Annotated in this window: 9 protein-coding genes; all 9 read right to left on the reverse strand. The window is 39.0% G+C overall.

Annotated features, from left to right (window positions below; translation table 11 throughout):
- Nucleotides 1-27: 27 nt before the first annotated feature.
- The 9 genes from ACFSTE_RS18560 to ACFSTE_RS18600 all read right to left on the reverse strand — a co-directional run bounded on the left by ACFSTE_RS18560 (nt 28) and on the right by ACFSTE_RS18600 (nt 17,653).
- Nucleotides 28-2,592, reverse strand: coding sequence for a hypothetical protein (locus ACFSTE_RS18560; protein WP_378254990.1), 2,565 nt, complete (start codon nt 2,590-2,592; stop codon nt 28-30).
- An 11-nt stretch (nt 2,593-2,603) separates the two neighbouring features.
- Nucleotides 2,604-3,659, reverse strand: a complete 1,056-nt coding sequence (locus tag ACFSTE_RS18565) for a hypothetical protein (RefSeq protein ID WP_378254992.1) — start codon at nt 3,657-3,659, stop codon at nt 2,604-2,606.
- A gap of 25 nt (nt 3,660-3,684) precedes the next feature.
- Nucleotides 3,685-5,388: a hypothetical protein gene (locus ACFSTE_RS18570; RefSeq protein WP_378254994.1), complete on the reverse strand. Its 1,704-nt coding sequence runs from the start codon at nt 5,386-5,388 to the stop codon at nt 3,685-3,687.
- Nucleotides 5,389-5,821: 433 nt separating this feature from the next.
- Nucleotides 5,822-8,077, reverse strand: a complete 2,256-nt coding sequence (locus ACFSTE_RS18575) for a GH92 family glycosyl hydrolase (protein WP_378254996.1) — start codon at nt 8,075-8,077, stop codon at nt 5,822-5,824.
- A 7-nt stretch (nt 8,078-8,084) separates the two neighbouring features.
- The gene (locus ACFSTE_RS18580; RefSeq protein ID WP_378254998.1) at nt 8,085-10,421 is read right to left on the reverse strand and encodes a GH92 family glycosyl hydrolase; all 2,337 of its coding nucleotides are present in this window, start codon (nt 10,419-10,421) and stop codon (nt 8,085-8,087) included.
- Nucleotides 10,422-10,428: 7 nt separating this feature from the next.
- Complete coding sequence (locus ACFSTE_RS18585; RefSeq protein ID WP_378255000.1) at nt 10,429-11,784, reverse strand: alpha-L-fucosidase; 1,356 nt, start codon at nt 11,782-11,784, stop codon at nt 10,429-10,431.
- 3 nt (nt 11,785-11,787) lie between these two features.
- Nucleotides 11,788-14,121 carry a glycoside hydrolase family 20 protein gene (locus ACFSTE_RS18590; protein ID WP_378255002.1) on the reverse strand — a complete coding sequence of 778 codons (2,334 nt, stop codon included), beginning with the start codon at nt 14,119-14,121 and terminating at the stop codon, nt 11,788-11,790.
- 118 nt (nt 14,122-14,239) lie between these two features.
- Complete coding sequence (locus ACFSTE_RS18595; protein WP_176030161.1) at nt 14,240-15,262, reverse strand: isoaspartyl peptidase/L-asparaginase family protein; 1,023 nt, start codon at nt 15,260-15,262, stop codon at nt 14,240-14,242.
- A gap of 111 nt (nt 15,263-15,373) precedes the next feature.
- Nucleotides 15,374-17,653, reverse strand: coding sequence for a GH92 family glycosyl hydrolase (locus ACFSTE_RS18600; protein WP_378255004.1), 2,280 nt, complete (start codon nt 17,651-17,653; stop codon nt 15,374-15,376).
- Between the last annotated feature and the right edge of the window lie 48 nt (nt 17,654-17,701).

Here is a 17,701-nt window from a genome sequence, read left to right on the forward strand (position 1 = left end):
AAGTGTCTTGCCTGAATAGTACCAGGGCTAACTCCAGTGATCCCAATGGGACACGGCATGCCATATACTCTTTGCTGCATCAGCAAAAGCACCTCCAATAGATTCAAATGCATCTTTAATAGCGCTTTCTGCATATCCTGCTCCCTTGAGAATAGTATATACGGCATCAGGTGCTAATCCAAAAACAGTATTTAGTGCCTTGGCGGTTTCTTCTGCGCCAAACCCAACATATTTCAGTGAGTCAGTTACTACTGTATCTGATGCTCCAAATCCATCCTTAAGAGCACTGGCAATCACATCTGCTGGTGCAGAAAAAGCGGTTTTTAAACCAGAGGCGATCATATCCACCCCATATCCAGCTCCATGCATAATTGATGCTACCTCAGTCGCTGACTTGTCAAAAGCGGTTTTTAATCCCTCTGCTACATCTTCTACTCCACTTACAATGGCTTTTTCTACATAGCCTGCCCACTTAGAAGCATCCTTGATAATCGCTTCAAAAATAGAAGACACATTCCGTAATATATACTTCTCCACTTCTTTTATGACTGCAGAAATACTGCTGATATCAACATCCAGTTCAAACGGACCAAAGGAAAGATCTAATCCTTCAAAAGTAAAAGCTCCCTGTACCTTAAACACTATATCCGAAGTACTGGTTGTAATCGATAATGACAAACTACAGCCCGTATCCAGGTGTATAGACCCCAAATCAAAGCCTGCAATTGTTGGCAGTGGGATTCGCAAATCTATTCCATAGCTACAGCTGCCCGAAAAGTTATGGTAGTCCTGTAAGGTACAACTCATCTTTGATTGTAATATGGTCCCATAATCCAACTCGAAATGAATTCCTTCTTTGGAAATAGTCGCATCAATTTCTTCGCTTATAACCTCCAGTAAACTCACCTTAGCATCTAAAGTAAAATAAGGAGAAGACGAGGTACTCAACGTCATTTCAGGACCTCCCGCTTTGATGATCGTTTTATCAGTGGCAGCATCGATTACTTTTTTCTCTGCAGCTGTTTTTGGAATCGCATTATTAGGAATGGGAGTTCCACTGGCATCTACTTTAATACTAACTTCTTTTCCATCACCTGATAGCCTGAAAATTGAACCCAGAGAAAAAGGGTCCATCGTGATATCTCCTGATATTCCCGTATTCATATCGATATTCAGATAGCCATAGAACCCTAACCCGAATAAGTCCATATAACCACTAAAACCATATCCCATAGGAGCTAAAGAACCATCTGGAAGCACTACCGGTTCCATTGGGTTTTCTGCCCACCTAAACGATAGGTCACTAAAGGATATCGGAAAATCGATTGGCACCTTAGTATCTGTGAATATGGCAATTACTTCTTCCAAACTCAAGGTAGGAACATAAAAGGAAAGGTATAATGGATTCGGAATTTCCTCTTCCATCTGACAAACAATAGCAAACTGATCATCGTTTAAACTCACTTGTTTGTCTTCTCCAATATGGAAGCTTCCATCCACTCCAATAGCAAATCCCGGAGGTTCGAAAAACAAACCTAATCCCACTCCAAAAGAATCGAAGTGCAATCCTTTAATTCCCGGAGGTGTTAACAACGTACTTTTGTTTCCCGAAAGTTCTACACCTATTTCTGCTTCGATGTTATCAATAGTCATTGCAATCTCTGCATCAATGGTCGGGCTGTTAAACAAAGTAAACGGAATATCTGCTTTGATTTCGAATACGACAAACTTAAACAGTGGATTAAGTGTTAATAATACGGTAGGTTTATCAATATCAAAGGTCTTGTTATCTTCTATTGGAATCTTAATCGATTCAAAACCGAATGTAAGACAGGTTACCCCAACGGATAACCCTGCCTTATAAATAAATTCTACGCCAAAGGTAACTTTGGTACTTGGCAAGAATGTAGTAATTCTATCGAGAACCCCATCTGCAAAGGTAACATCCGTAATGGTCAATACCCCTCCTATGAGAATGGCTTCTCCATTATCGGTACAGCTAAAATCTGAGATGGTTATATCCGGTAATTCTGATGGCCAGTCAAACCCCATATAGGTACACAAGGTGCTCAAACTGTACGCCTGTTCCTGTGGTGGTTTATCCTTAGTCTTGGGTGTTCGTGCCAAAGCTACCACGGCCAGCATATATGAGATAAAGGTACAACTCTTATATTCAGTAGTATTTTTAAAAAAAGTATTGACCTCGTCTGCTGTTGCTTTTCCTCCTTTAATGAGTTTCTGAAAACTCACTGATAAGGTATCATCAGGTTTCTTTTCTAATAAGGTAACAAAAGCCTGAGTTGCTGTCATAATATCGACTTCCTCCTGGGTCACCGTAAAGGTCTCTTCCGTATCTCCCATACTAAACACTCGTGTAATAGGCGTATACGTTTCATCAAAAATAATATAGGTAGATATTGGTCCGTGAATTGGCTCAAAAGACGCACTCTTATCAGATGACACTGACGTTATATCCGTCAGTGTTCCAAAATAGTTAGTGAGTTCTTTATTACTCGCATCTTCCTGAAATGCATCATACACTACAATATTTTTTGACAAATTATTCTGTATTGTAAGTTTTGGATATGCCATACTCCATGGATTTACTTCAGTTCTACGGCTTCAACTTCCTCACTATTTCCAATACTCTTTTCATAATCCTCTATGGAAGTAGCGGATTCCGCTTCACTGTATTCCGCACTAATTTCCTCCCACTGCTGACTATCTGATAAGGCTGTTTTTATAGCTGCATCTGAATTGGTCATTTGCTCTTCCAATGCTTCAAAATGTTTCGCGCTTAAATCCTTAGCCGCTTCATTCAGTGTGGTTTTTGCTTCAGACAATTTGCTAATAGCATCTTGGATTCCCTCTCCGGTAGAAGCTGCTGTTTTTGCAGCACTGACTTGTTCTCCAAGCTCTTTAAATGCATTTTCGAATTTTTCGTCAGGAACCAGCCCGTTATCCGTGATTTGACTTTGGATATCCTCTAACAGTGTATCTACTTCACTCAAGGAATCATTCAGAGATTCTTTTGTCGATTTTATCGACTCTTCTTTAATGGTAGAAACCTGCTCTTTTAACTTCGCCAGTAAATCATCATCTGTTATATCAGCAAATGGTTTATCAATAATTTTACTCACTCGTTCCTTTAGAGCATCTGATAATTCTTTCCCACTGGCGCTTGATTCTGTCAATTTGATACTTTTTTGATTAATGATGGTATCATTAGCGATTAAGCTCAAGTGTTTTACATCAATTCCTTCTGGAAAATGCGCATCGGAAGTCACTGCATTCCCTCTGTGAATAAAAGTATCTTCATTAAATACTGTAGAAGAGGTATCAAATGTTCTCAAGTTATCCTCGGGAGTTTTTTGTAGCGGCGTTCCATCAAAACAAAGATCTCCATCTTCATTCACACTCCACTTCTCTTTCTGAGAGGTCTTTACTTTTGCTTTATCACCAAAACCTACATATCTTCTCTCTTTAAAAAATGCCCCGGTTTTCCCTGTATCTCCACTAGCAGAGACACCTCTTCCTAATTCTAATCGGATTCTCGCAAATTTCTTAGTCGTTGTATCATATTGATAATATGATGAATATTTTCCGCCTGCTTCTGTAAAGGCTCCTTTTGACGGGTCTGTGTACCATGTAATAATCATTCTTGTAAGGTTTTAAGTTAGTATATTATAATTCTTCAGGAATTGTATCTGTTTCCGGCCATTTTTCATCTTCTGCATCAAAACCGGAATCATCTGCTTCATTCTCCAGTGTTTTTTCCCGGGCATCCTGTGCCTCATCTAATGCTTCTGAGGCAGAAGCTGCATCTTTTACTGCATCTGACGATTCCTGCAGAGATTGGGATTCCCAATCATGCATTTCTGCACTACTATCCTGTAAGGTGGTATCAATGTTTTTAGAGGCTGTGCTCAATTCAGCACTGGCTTCAGAGAAATCCCCACTTTCTATTTTAGCTTTGGCATCACTAAAGGAAGTTTCTAAATCCTGTACTGCCGATTCGAAATCTTCTGTAGGAGTATATCCGTCTTCTACCTGCTCACGAATTTCATTACTAATAGAAGAAGAAGTATCTTCCATTGTCTGCATCATTACATCTTCCTGTAATGCTTCTGAGGTATCAGCATAACTGTCAGAAACTTTAGAAGCATCAGAAGAAAACGTAGCTTCCTGTTCTGTAGCTTCGGATACAACCTTTGCATCAGGTGTTTCATTAATGGTTTTTTCCTGTGCTTCAAATTCTTCTTTTGACTCTGCTTTTTCTTTGGATTTAGTCAACTTATTTTTAGCTGATTTTCCAATTTTAGCAGCAAAATCTCCTAGCATCAATAGACCTACCAATAAGCCTACTCCCTGACATATTTTTCCAAACGAAGCATCAAAAGAAGATTCCTGCTGCGCACTTCCGCTTGATTTTTTACTAGGTAATTGTCTAGCAACCTGAGTAGAAACCACTTTTTTGTTTGCAATGGTTCCCGTTACTACTGGTCCTACAATATAATTAGAGGTAGGTACTCCATCCTTCATCGTTGTTTGAATAACATTCATCCATACAGGCGTCAGCGAAACAGATACATCCTGCCCTGGATTACTATCTCCCATGGTTCCATCTCCATTCATAATAATTGTAGTCGTTTCTGGAGGATCTGCATATACTGGATTTCCCTTGGAGTCTTCACTACACATCTTTAAGGTCGCAGTGTTATCTGTAGCGGTAGAGGTAATATCCAGCGTAGCTATCAGTACAGGAACATAATCACTTGGTGCCGGATCAGGCTCTTCTTCATATAAGAAATAAGGTCCCTGCCATCCGGAAGTAAACATTTGTAACCAGGATTGTATGGCATTCCATGAACTCAGCGTACAAGAAGTAAAATTCTTAGTTCCTGCAAAAAAATCATTCACACTGTCTACACTTCCTTCTTTTAAGGAAGCATACAGGTTTTTGGTTAGAGAGGAGTCCGGATTTGCCATTGCAAAACGATGAAATAGAAATGACTGAATCATCGCATCTTCATCTGTTTTTTCGATTGAATATGTTATCGGAGGGGGATCCCCAAAAGAAAATTGCATTACCGACATCACCTTAATCGGAAATTGATAGCAATAAAAATCGTTAATTTGTTCTATCGTTCCTGTATACATAGCCTGAAGCATGGATACATCTCTGATAGTTTGTACTTCTTTGGTTGCTCCTACAGCAATGGTTTCTAATTTAGTATATTCATATGGAACAGTAGTAGCTCCTTTGGATGGATTATACACATCGTATATAACGACTTCATAAGAGGAATTGTTGGTTATGGTGGCTACAGGGTACGAAGTATCTGTAGCAGTGACAGCGTCACTTCCTGACTTTGACTGTGTTAACATAATAGTAAATGAAGGTTTTAAGGGTATAAGCAAAATGTTTAATACATTTTATTTATAGCACATTGTTATTATTTTGATTACATCATTCTTTTTTACACCAATTCATCTAGATTAAATTGGGTTGGGGCGCATCTAATAACTACCTGATATGTATACATTCTTCAACTGCCTGCAAAACAAGCAAGGAAGAGTATCTGATAATTATAAAATAAATTAATTCCCTGTAGTGGGTGGTGAGTACTCCATGATAAATAAAAAAGTTGGATAGTAGCTACAATATCCAGAGCTTTTCTAATTATAGTTCAAAGATCTTATAAATGATTCATATAAACTACAGTAGAAATACCTGTTTCATTTTTATGTTAAAAAATCCGTATAAACACCTAGTGTTCAATACCATTACACATGATACGGAAATCCCTGACTATTGTAGTTATTTCAGGTACATTGTTAAGGATCCTGTACGTGTTAATTCATCATGTGTAATAAAAAAGCGTTCGTGTTTTTTGCCTCCGAGTTCTAGATGTTTAATATATCCTTTGGGGTTTCCTTCTTTCTTAATGATCAATGTATTTTCTTCATAATATGCAGGATCTAAATGAATTGTAACACGGTCAAAAACTGGTCTGCTAATCGTATATATAGGTTCTGCCGGGCTAACAGGGTATATCCCCATCATTGTATAAATCAACCAGGCAGACATGGTGCCTGTGTCATCATTTCCCGGCAACCCATCCGGGCTGTTTTTAAAATAAGTGGTTCGCAACTGATCAACCATATCCTGAGTAAGTCGCTCTTTCCCCTTCACATAATTAAATAAAAAAGGATACGCTATATCTGGTTCATTCGCCATATCAAATTGCTTATTATCAAATACTTTTTTTAGTTGTTTCGTAAAAGGTTCTTTTCCTCCCATCATCTTGATCAAATGCGGAATGTCATGGGTAACCATAAATGTATACTGCCAGGAATTCCCCTCTATAAATCCAAAATTCTTCACAAAATTAGCTCCGGTATCCGGATTAAACGGATGATACCAGCTTCCATCATCATTTTTAGGACGTAACAAGTTTAATTTTTTATCAAATAACTTTCTATAAGATACTGCTCGTTTTGTATAACGTGAATAGGCTTCTTTTTTCCGTAGTTTCTGAGCTAATTGTGCAATTGCAAAATCACTGATGTTATATTCCTGAGTGGTGGAAACCGAGCCACTGCTGGTAGTACTGGTCGTTAGATACCCTTTTTGCAGATAATCTTCCAAACCGGGGCGTAATGGATTATCGGTTATCTGATCTGCACTTTTGCACATGGCTTCATAAGCTACTTCGATATCGAAATCATCAATTCCTCTCAGGTAGGTATCAGCAATTACGATTCCTGCCGGGTCTCCTACCATAGTCGTGGTTTCTGTAGCATTGAGTTCCCATTTGGGAAGCCAGCCACTTTCCTTATAGATCGCCAACATACTTTTGACCATATCCGATTGTTGTTTAGGATATAACAAAGACATCAGTGCATGTAAATTTCTATAGGTATCCCAAAAAGAAAAAACAGTAAATCGATTTCCTGTGGTATGTTTCGTTTCTCGTGTTGCCATAGCCGGATATTCTCCATTGTAATCATTGAGTATATTCGGATGAAGGAGTGTATGATATAATGCGGTGTAAAAAATAGTTTTTTCATCTTCTGTTCCACCACTCACTTCAATTCTTCCTAATACCTTATCCCATTGTTTTCTGGTTTCTGAATAGACCGACTCAAACGTATTCTTGCCTAACTCTTTTTCCAGATTTTCTCTGGCATTTTCTATACTTACGTATGAAATTCCTATACTCAATTGTAACTGGGTTGTTTCTTTAAAATCATAAGAAAAATAAGTCCCTATACTATCCCCTACTACTTCTTTGTAATAGTTCCTATAGGTTCTGGTTTTACCATTATATCCCATCCATTGTCCTTCTACTCCCTTGTATTTTTGTGTATGTTTCCATATCCCAAACTCACGAGCAGGTTTATCAAAACGCGCTACAAAATATACAGGATAGGTTTCTTCTGGCTTGTAATAGCAAAATGATCCTACAGTACGCACACCTTCTATTTCTGTAGGAGAGACCACCTTAATCATGGCACCCTGCTCATTGGTTAATCCTAATCCCAGGTTGAGAAGTACATTGGATTTTCCTTTAGGAAATGTATACCTGCTAATTCCTACTCTGGGGGTAGCTGTTGTTTCAACCATAATCCCAGAAGTTTCAAGATGAGTTTTATAATATCCTGCACGGGCAACTTCTGCTGAGTATGTACTTCCATATTTCAGGGGATCTGTCTCTACAACACCGGTAGTAGGCATCGCAATAAGCACTCCTAAATCCGGACAGCCTACCCCACTTAGGTTTACATGAGAGAAGCCGGTCAAAAAGTGATTTTCTTTTACATAAGGCGTCGATAACCACTGACTATCTTTATCCATTGTATTCTGTTTTCCCGATACATTAAACGGAGAGACACTAACCATTCCTCTCGGAGCTACTGCTCCCGGATTTGTCGCTCCAAAATTAGACGTTCCGATAAAAGGATTGACATACCTACTTATTTCTTGTGCATTTCCTAACACTCCTACAAATGTTAATATAGAAAGAATAAAGCGATTCCTTAGATAATGATATTGACAAAACAGTGATTGCATACTCGTTTTATTGATTGCTTAATGAATAAGGGACTGCATCAGGAGCATTTCCCCAGTTTTTATTTGGTGTCGTTCCCATACGGAAATGAAGTGTTCCTCCTTTTTGAATCGTATCATAAGAAAGAAATGTCTTGGCATACGGAAGTTTATTCAGGCTAGCCTCTTGTATATATGGTGCTTCTTTATCATTTCCTGAACTACTGATTTTAAACATATTACCATTACTCAATTGAATTGTTACTTTATCAAATAAAGGACTACCGATTACATATTGATTGATCACTGGAGTTACCGGATAGAATCCCAAAGCACTAAAAACATACCAGGCTGATGTCTGTCCATTATCCTCATCTCCACAATATCCATCAGGAGTAGCTGCATACAATTTTGTCAATACCTCTCTAATCTGTTTCTGGGTTTTATATGGTTTTCCAGCATAATTATATAAATATATCATATGCTGGATGGGCTGATTTCCATGTGCGTAATTTCCCATATTAACCAATTGCATTTCTCTGATTTCATGAATGGTAAACCCATAGTATGAAGCATCAAAATCAGGAGGCATGCTAAAAACTTCATCCAATCTATTCACAAATGCTTCATTTCCTCCCATAAGATCAATTAACCCCTGTACATCGTGAAACACAGACCAGGTATAATGTAAACTATTCCCTTCTGTAAATGCATCTCCCCACTTCAGTGGATTAAAGGGTTTCTGAAAGCTTCCATTTTTATTTTTTCCCCGCATCCATCTGGTTTCGGGATCAAATACATTTTTATAGTTCATGGCTTTCTGATAGTACGTAGCTGCAAGCTGTTGTTTTCCCATCCGTTCTGCCATGCTGGCAATGGCAAAATCAGCATAAGCATATTCTAAGGTTCTCGCTACATTTTCATGAATACGAACATCATAAGGTACATACCCCAAAGCATTATATTCTGTAAGTCCGGCTCTTCCAACAGAATTAACAGGGCGTCCTGTTGCTACGGTAGCATTTTTAAGCATTGCCTCTAATAATAGTTCTCCATTCATCTCAACCCCTTTACTCATCGCGTCAGCAATAATCGGTGCAGAATTGGATCCTATCATACAATCCCTATGACCTGGACTTGCCCATTCTGGTAACCATCCAGACTCCTTATAGGTATTTGCCAATCCTTCCATTATATTTTTATTGAGATCAGGATATATCAGATTAAAAAAAGGAAATACAGCTCTGAACGTATCCCAAAAACCATTATCAGTAAACATATAACCTGGAAGTACTTTTCCGTTATAAGGACTGTAGTGATGAATAGAATTATTCGCATCATATTCATAAAACTTCCTGGGAAATAACAACACTCTATACAAGCATGAATAAAAGGTTCTCAAGTCATCAATTGATTCATCTTCTATCCGAATTCTTCCTAATTCCTGTTCCCAGGCTTCTTTTGCCTTTTTTTTGGTGGTTTCAAATGCATCTTCTCCGATCTCTCTATCCAGTGTTATTTGTGCTTGTTCAGGGCTAATAAAGGAAGAAGCGACTTTTACATGTACTTCTTCTCCTTTTCTGGTTTTAAATCCTACAATTGCTCCTACATGCTCTCCTTCACTTTCTTTGATATTACGTTGTAATTTCCATTGATCTCCCCAACTATGATATACTTCAAAATCTTTATCAAATTCTGCTACAAAATAGTTGTGGAAATTATCGGGAACCCCTCCATTATTATTCCTACAATACCCGATTATTTTTCGTTCTTCGGGGATAATGGTTACTTTAGATCCTTTAAAAAAAGCATCTAAGACTATATAGGAGCTATCTGCTTCCGGAAACGTCATTCTAAAATGAGCTGCTCGTTCAGTAGGACTCACCTCCATATTAATATCATAGTCTGCCAGATATACCTGATAGTAATGAGGTTTTACAATCTCTGCCTTATGAGAGAACCAGGAGGCACGCTCATCTTCTTTATATTTCAAATTTCCTGTAACCCCCATCAGTGAGAAGGCTGCATAATCATTAATCCATGGGCTGGGCTGATGCGTTTGTTTAATCCCTCGTATGGTATGATCATCGTACTTATAAGTCCATCCATCTCCCATTTTGGCGGTCATTGGCGTCCAGAAATTCATACCCCAGGGACGTGCAATGGCAGGATAGGTATTTCCATTTGACAGGCTAAATTCTGAATCCGTTCCCATCAGAGGATTTACATACCCAATGAGAGATTCCTTCAGCTTAGGTTTCGGAATTTCTGTTTCTACTGTTGTCTTTTCTTCTTTTGACATACAAGAAAATAAGAGCAGGCATCCCAAAACACCTACTCCTTTTTTTATCGTTACTATCATAGCCATCTATTGATTAATCGTTTAGTTCTACTGCATTCCCATGCCCTCTATATAACTTTAAGGGAGTATCCAATGTCACTTCCAGAATGGTTACATAGGGATCTAATAATTTTTCTGAGGGAGAGTCAATACGTACAATTCCCGGAATATTATTCCATGAAGCCCCTCCGTTCCGGACAAAAGCTATAGAGGAATTACTTCCTATCACTCGTATATTCTGAATCTTATTTTGAATTCCTTTTAAAGAAATATAATGTCTGGGGGCATCAAATACACATAAGTATAGCTTTGTTTTATCCTTACTAATTAAGGTAGGTCCATTAAAGTGTCCATATGGCAGTCCAGCAGTAGTTGTATAGACTGCCTCCCTGTGTTTCTGAATCCACGCTCCCAATTCGGTCAATCGTTCTTCTTGTTCCCTGGGAATAGTCCCATCGGGTTTCATCCCAATATTAAGCAACAAATTTCCTCCTGAAGCGATCACTTCTACAAATGTGCGGATAATCTGCGCTACAGGCTTGTAATTGGTATCACTGGGGTAGTATCCCCAATTATCATTCATCGTCATACAGAACTCCCAGGGACCTTCTGGTCGTACCACAGGAATTCCTTGTTCCGGAGTACTATAATCTCCATAGGTTTTTAATCTGGAATTGACAATAGTGGCAGGATTCCAGGCTAATAAAGAATCCTTTAGTCCTTTGGCTCGCCACTCTTCGCTAGATTTTTCCCAATCCCCATCAAACCAATACAAATCGGGGTGAAACTGGTCATTTAATTCTTTTAACTGTCCTTTATAAAACCTGACAAAACGTTCCCATTTCGTCAGATTTTCCAATCCTTGCTGCGGATAGTCTTTTTTGGTATCCGGTCTTGGAAAAACAACCTCATAATCAGGATGTGACCAATCACATAACGAATAGTACAGCCCAACTTTTAGTCCTTCCTTTCGCAAAGCCTGAACATATGGAGCTACCAGATCTTTTTTTGCCGGGGTTTTTTTCACCACATTCAGCTCACTTAAGTTCGTATCCCATAAAGCCACCCCATCATGATGCTTAGTAGTTAATACACTATATCTCGCTCCTACTTTCTTAAAAAAAGCAGCCCATTTATCAGGATCATACTGACTGGCAGTAAATCCTTTTGCCTGATCCATATACGCATCATAGGAAATTTTCTTATGATACATAGACCAGGATTCTGATATCCCATTAACACCATAATATCCCCAATGAATAAAAATACCGAGTTTAGCATTGGAGAACCACTCCATCCGGGAATCCGTAGATGTTGCCTGCTCCTGTGCATGAAGAACAGGAAGCAACAGCAACCATAAATAGCATGTTATAGAATATTGCGTTTTCATCTGTTATTCGATTAAAATTTCATCAGTAAACAACCATACATCACCTCCATGAGGTACTTCTTTAATACTAGTTGCTTTTACTTTTACATAACGGGTTTTATGGGTTTCGAATGTCACATCAAACTCGTTTAATGCTACTGTTCTGTCTAATTGATGTTTTCGTGTCATCTGTCCTTTTTTGGTGAATTGTGTTCCGTCTAATGAAGTAAATACTTCTATTCCTACAGGGTAATAAATTCCATTTCCCTGGTCTTGCATACTTCCTACAATGGTTTTGTGAATTGCTTGCTCCTTACCCAGGTCTATGATTACCTCCATGTCGTTTCCTAGCCAAGCTTGCCATTGTCCATCTCCAAAGTTTTTTGATCCGCGTATAGCATTAACCAAACTACGGGTTCCTGTTCCTTTATATTTCTTGTGATAAGGTGCTACATAGCTGACTTGATTTCCTACTGCCTTATGAAAGACAATTGTATCTTTTAAGACCGTACCAATTGCTTTATTATTTTTGAATAAAGAAGCTGTAAGTGTTATAGTTGTATCCATAGGAATCGGTTTGGTATACTGTATGGCTTTCTCTGAGAGTGTATCCGTTCCCAGTACATACCGAATATCAGCATTGGGATACTCATTTTTTAATTGTAGCGTCACGCTATTGCTAGAAGTATCTACAATTACTTCTGGTCGTATTCTAAACGAACTTTTGGCATAGTGTATTCCCTGATATTCATATCGGTCGAACATCGTTTGGATACGATCTGAGAAATCACCCCAATCTCTAGCTTCTTTAGGACTCCACACTGTTTCGGCCAGGGCAGCCAAACGCGGATATATCATATATTGAGAATGCGCTGTTGTAGTAATATACTCTGACCAAAGGTTCGCCTGCCCTCCCAATACATGTTTAGCAGCTTCAGCAGTCATAGAAGGTACTACCGGATCAAATTGATATACCTTGGATAAAGGAGTAAATCCTCCAATCGCTAATGGCTCTTCTTCTTTTTTGCCTTGATAATGATCAAAATAACAATGGGTTCCCGGAGTCATCACCACATCATGTCCCTGCGCAGCCGCTTCCAGACCACCTTTCACTCCTCTCCAACTCATTACCGTAGCATCCGGAGCCAGTCCTCCTTCTAATATTTCATCCCAGCCTATTAATTTTTTTCCATGGGCATTGATAAACTTCTCTATTCTCTTTATAAAATAACTTTGCAATTCTTCTACTTCACTCAGACCTTCATCTTTCATTCGCTGTCTACAATAAGGACAATGTTCCCAATTGGTCTTGGTCGCTTCATCCCCCCCGATATGAATGTACTGAGAAGGGAAAATATCCATCACTTCCTTTAATACATCTTCCAGAAAAACAAAAGTACTTTCTTGTCCTGCACAGTAAATATCTGTTATTGGCCAAAGCCCTCCAGAGGGAACTCCAATACTATTCCCTTTACAGGACAGGTGCGGATATGCTGCAATGGCACTGGATACATGAGCAGGCATTTCTATCTCCGGAATGACGGTTATATTCTTTTTATCGGCATAAGCTACAATCTCCTTAAGTTCTTCTTGTGTCAAAAAACCACCATAAGTTCCTTTCTCATCAGGACTTACTGCTCTTCTATCATTCCAATGTTTATCTTCCTGATCTACTCGCCAGGCACCTACTGTAGTTAACCGGGGGTATTTTTTTATTTCGATTCGCCACCCCTGATCGTCTACCAGGTGTAAATGCAAAACGTTCATTTTATGAAAAGCCAGCCCATCAATGACTTCTTTTATATATTCTTTTCCGAAAAAATGACGCGAAATATCCAACATCAACCCTCTCCATTGAAACCTCGGTTCATCCTTAATAGAAACTGCCGGTACTAACCATTTTGTCTTTTGATCAGCTCCTTTTGTTTCAATTTCCGGAGGTAACAATTGACGAAGTGATTGTATGGCGTATAAGAAACCTGAAGCCTCTCCTGCTGTTAATACGATATGGTCTTCTGCTACTGCTATCTCATAGGCTTCTTTTTTCAATGCTTTATTGATGGTAAAAGCTACATAATTCTCTGCCGGAATGGTTTCTGTAGTCGTCAATGTCCATCCTGTTGCTGTTGAAAACTTTTGGATTAGCATCTCTGCAATAGCAGCCTCTTCTTTGTTGTTGATTACAAAACGAGTTTTTTCCGTAAACTCAAAAGCGCCCGGGCGACACAGCAGAGTTTTGGGTTTGGGAATAATGTTAATATCTGCTGCGTCATACTGATATGGTTCTTTGGAGGTGCATCCAATAGTCATCAATAGTATTACACATAGCAGAAATTGTTTTTTAATGGTAGTGGTCATAGTATATTTGCTTTTGTGTTTATTAGCATCACCAAAGGGTATTATACCCCAAGTCTTATCTTGAAATTAAATATTTGTTCCCAACAAATGCCTCTTGGGTTTGCCCCGAGATAGTTTATTAGTCCCAATTCATTTTAAAGGCAGCATCTTCCATCCTGTTTCCCTGCTGCTCATCATACACAGCGTAATTAAATCCTGATCTCAGGCTATACCCTCCATAGACTCCTTTTGCGTTTACCGCAATAAACCCTACCTGCAGGTATTCCATATCCCGATGATTTTTATGTTTCTCATAAATTCGCTCTACAATTTCTTTGCAGGCTTCTTCGGGATTTTTTCCCTGTCGCATTAGTTCCACAACCATAGCACTTCCTGCAGTTCGGATAACGGCTTCTCCCAAGCCTGTTGCAGCGGCTGCACCTACTTCATTATCCAGGAATAGACCCGCCCCGATAATCGGAGAATCTCCGACACGTCCATGCATTTTCCAGGCTGCCCCACTGGTCGTACAACCTCCTGAAAGGTTTCCATCTGTATCCAATACCAGCATGCTGATGGTATCGTGATTTTCTATGTTAATAACTGGCTGGTACTTTGATTTTTCTAACCATTCTTTCCAGTCTTTTTCTGCTGCAGCTGTCAACAGATTTTCTTCTTTAAATCCTTTGGACAAGGCAAACTGCAATGCTCCTTCTCCGGATAGCATTACATGAGGTGTATCTTCTAATACTTTCTTTGCTACTGAAATCGGATGTTTAATTCCCTGTAGAAACGAAACAGCACCACAATCACTTCTATGATCCATAATACAGGCATCCAGTGTTACTTTTCCTTCCCGATCAGGATACCCTCCATAACCTACACTGCGAACAGCAGGGTCTGCTTCCGGAATTCTAACCCCAGCTTCGATCGCTTCAATACCTGTACTTCCCTGATGTAATTTTTTCCAGGCTGCTTCATTCGCTGCCAATCCATGATTCCAGGTAGCTATAATCAAAGGTTTTCTTCCTTTGTTATCGTTATCCTGAGGAATTTCCTTTTTCTCTGACTTCTCTTTTTTATTTTCTGTACATCCGTATAGCGTACTAATTCCCAGTGTACCTATAGCTGCTTTTTTTAAAAAATCTCTTCTATCAGACATATCTTGCTGTTTTATCCTTTTTTTGAGGCAGGTTACATACACCTGCATCACTCAAGGGCATTATTCTTAATTCTTTTCCTCTCACAAAGAATTCTTACCGTTTCTTCGGTATCATTTATACACCCGTGAAGATACTGCCATCTTCTTTGGTATATCCTTATTCGGTTCTGGTCCCATATAACATATAATCTCTCCTCCTGCCATTATCTCTTTATGTGTGAGGTATAATCGATCCATTTCTTTTCCATTCAGCAGCATTCGCTGAATGTATTTATTTTCTTTACTATTATCTATTGTCTTTATGGTAAAGGTTTTCTCATCTGACAACTGCACTATTGCTTCATCGAATAGCGGGGTCCCCATCGCATATATTCCTTGTGCCGGGTTTACCGGATAAAATCCCAGACTGCTAAGTACATACCAGGAAGACATCTGTCCGCAATCTTCATTCCCACAATGACCAGCAGGCTCATTTTTATACTGATTCTCAAGAATCTTTCTAATAATTCTCTGAGTTTTCCAGGGTTTCCCTACATAATTGTATAAATATCCTACATGATGACTGGGTTCGTTTCCGTGTACATACTGTCCAATCATTCCGGTACTGAAAATAGGCAACTTATCCTCTGGTAATGGCTTTAGTGTAAACAAAGAATCCAGTTTGGCTTCAAAAGCTTCTTTTCCTCCTGTTGTTTGAATTAAAGTTTCGATATCATGAGGAACCGACCAGAAATACTGCCAGGCATTACTCTCACAAAAGTATGGTGTATACTCTCTGGGGCTAAACTTTTCTATAAACTTCCCATTTTCATATTTTGGTCTCATAAAACGACTTACCGAATCAAACAATTGTTTCCAGTTTTCAGCTCGTTGCGTAAACGTCTTGTATACATTTTCTCGTTGCAGACTCTTTGCCAGTTGGGCTATACACCAATCGTCATAAGCATATTCCAGTGTTTTAGAAACAGACCAGTCTTCATTTTCTTCGCTTATCGGCACATAGCCTAATTTTCGATATGCTGGAATTTGCCGGGTAGTATCTCCGGCACTTTGAATACAAGCTTCCAGGAGTAGTTCTGCATCTACACTTTCAATTCCTTTTAGGTATGCATCTACAAGAACTGGTACTGCATGATATCCTATCATCATATTGGTTTCATTTCCCTGCATAGACCAAACCGGCAAGGTTCCTGTTTCCTGATAATGTGCTACTAAAGATTGTACCATATCTGAGACCCGATCTGAATGTAATAGGGTGTATAAGGGATGTGCTGCTCTATAGGTATCCCATAATGAAAAGGTGTCATAACGCTCATACCCTTTTGCCTGCATAACACGACCATTAGCCCCTTTATATTCTCCTCTATGATCGCTTAGTAAAGTAGGGGCCAGCATAGACTGATACATCATGGTATAGAAGATGGTCTTTTGATCCAAATCATCTGTTGTAATGTGTACTTTCTGCAATTGCTTATTCCATAATGAATCTGCCTCGTGTTTATACTGCTCAAAATTATTATGCGGAGCTTCTTTATTGATAGAAGCATACGCTCCTTCTATACTGGCAGTAGAAATCCCTGTTTTGAGGAGAATAGGTTCTTGTTCTCCCGTTTCATAGGTCAACACTATTTTGGTATTCGATCCTCTTGCATGCGTCTTTACCGTTGTTTCATCATTGTACAACGTATATTTCTTAAAGGGCTTCGATATCTTTATTACAAAATATACCCGTTGTTCTTTTGCCCATCCTGTAGAAATACGATATCCTTCTATGGTGGTATCGTCTACTACTTTTATATAGGTATCGACTGCTTTATCCCAATTCAACGCATACCCTAAATCGATATGTAATTGAGAAGCACTGTCTTTTGGAAATGTATAACGGTGAATCCCGGTTCGGGCAGTCGCAGTCATTTCTGCCTGAATTCCATAAGACTTTAGCTGCACCGTATAGTAGCCGGGAGTTGCCGCTTCACTAGCATGAGAAAATACCGAAAACGGTTTGTAATTATTTTCCTTTATTCTTTTTGAAAACCGGCTATTGACTGGCATGATTAAAATATCATATAAATCCCCTGCTCCGGTTCCACTGAGATGCATATGAGAAAATCCACTGATGATCGAATCCTGATAGTAATATCCGGCAATCCTGTCCCAACCGGGAATTCCTATATCGGGACTTAGCTGTACCATCCCAAAAGGTACGGTAGCTCCCGGGTAGGTATTCCCGGGACCATCTGTACCAATAAAGGTATTCACAAAAGAGGTGAATGGCATTGGAGTAACTGTTTTCTTGTTTCTTTGACAAGCACATAAACAGATACTGATGTATATGATATAGCTGTAATACTTCACTGATGAATCAATTAATCTATTAATTTCACTCGACATGCAACCTATGCATATTCCGGAATCGTCTCGCTTCTCTTCGTTACGGTT

Source organism: Aquimarina hainanensis (genome assembly GCF_042684685.1).
In the GTDB taxonomy this organism is placed as follows: domain Bacteria; phylum Bacteroidota; class Bacteroidia; order Flavobacteriales; family Flavobacteriaceae; genus Aquimarina; species Aquimarina hainanensis.

Excerpts from the sequence above, each read along its gene's own strand:
- ACFSTE_RS18560 (WP_378254990.1), bottom strand. The coding sequence starts at position 2,592 with ATGGCATATCCAAAACTTACAATACAGAATAATTTGTCAAAAAATATT.
- ACFSTE_RS18565 (WP_378254992.1), bottom strand. The coding sequence starts at position 3,659 with ATGATTATTACATGGTACACAGACCCGTCAAAAGGAGCCTTTACAGAA.
- ACFSTE_RS18570 (WP_378254994.1), bottom strand. The coding sequence starts at position 5,388 with ATGTTAACACAGTCAAAGTCAGGAAGTGACGCTGTCACTGCTACAGAT.
- ACFSTE_RS18575 (WP_378254996.1), bottom strand. The coding sequence starts at position 8,077 with ATGCAATCACTGTTTTGTCAATATCATTATCTAAGGAATCGCTTTATT.
- ACFSTE_RS18580 (WP_378254998.1), bottom strand. The coding sequence starts at position 10,421 with ATGGCTATGATAGTAACGATAAAAAAAGGAGTAGGTGTTTTGGGATGC.
- ACFSTE_RS18585 (WP_378255000.1), bottom strand. The coding sequence starts at position 11,784 with ATGAAAACGCAATATTCTATAACATGCTATTTATGGTTGCTGTTGCTT.
- ACFSTE_RS18590 (WP_378255002.1), bottom strand. The coding sequence starts at position 14,121 with ATGACCACTACCATTAAAAAACAATTTCTGCTATGTGTAATACTATTG.
- ACFSTE_RS18595 (WP_176030161.1), bottom strand. The coding sequence starts at position 15,262 with ATGTCTGATAGAAGAGATTTTTTAAAAAAAGCAGCTATAGGTACACTG.
- ACFSTE_RS18600 (WP_378255004.1), bottom strand. The coding sequence starts at position 17,653 with ATGTCGAGTGAAATTAATAGATTAATTGATTCATCAGTGAAGTATTAC.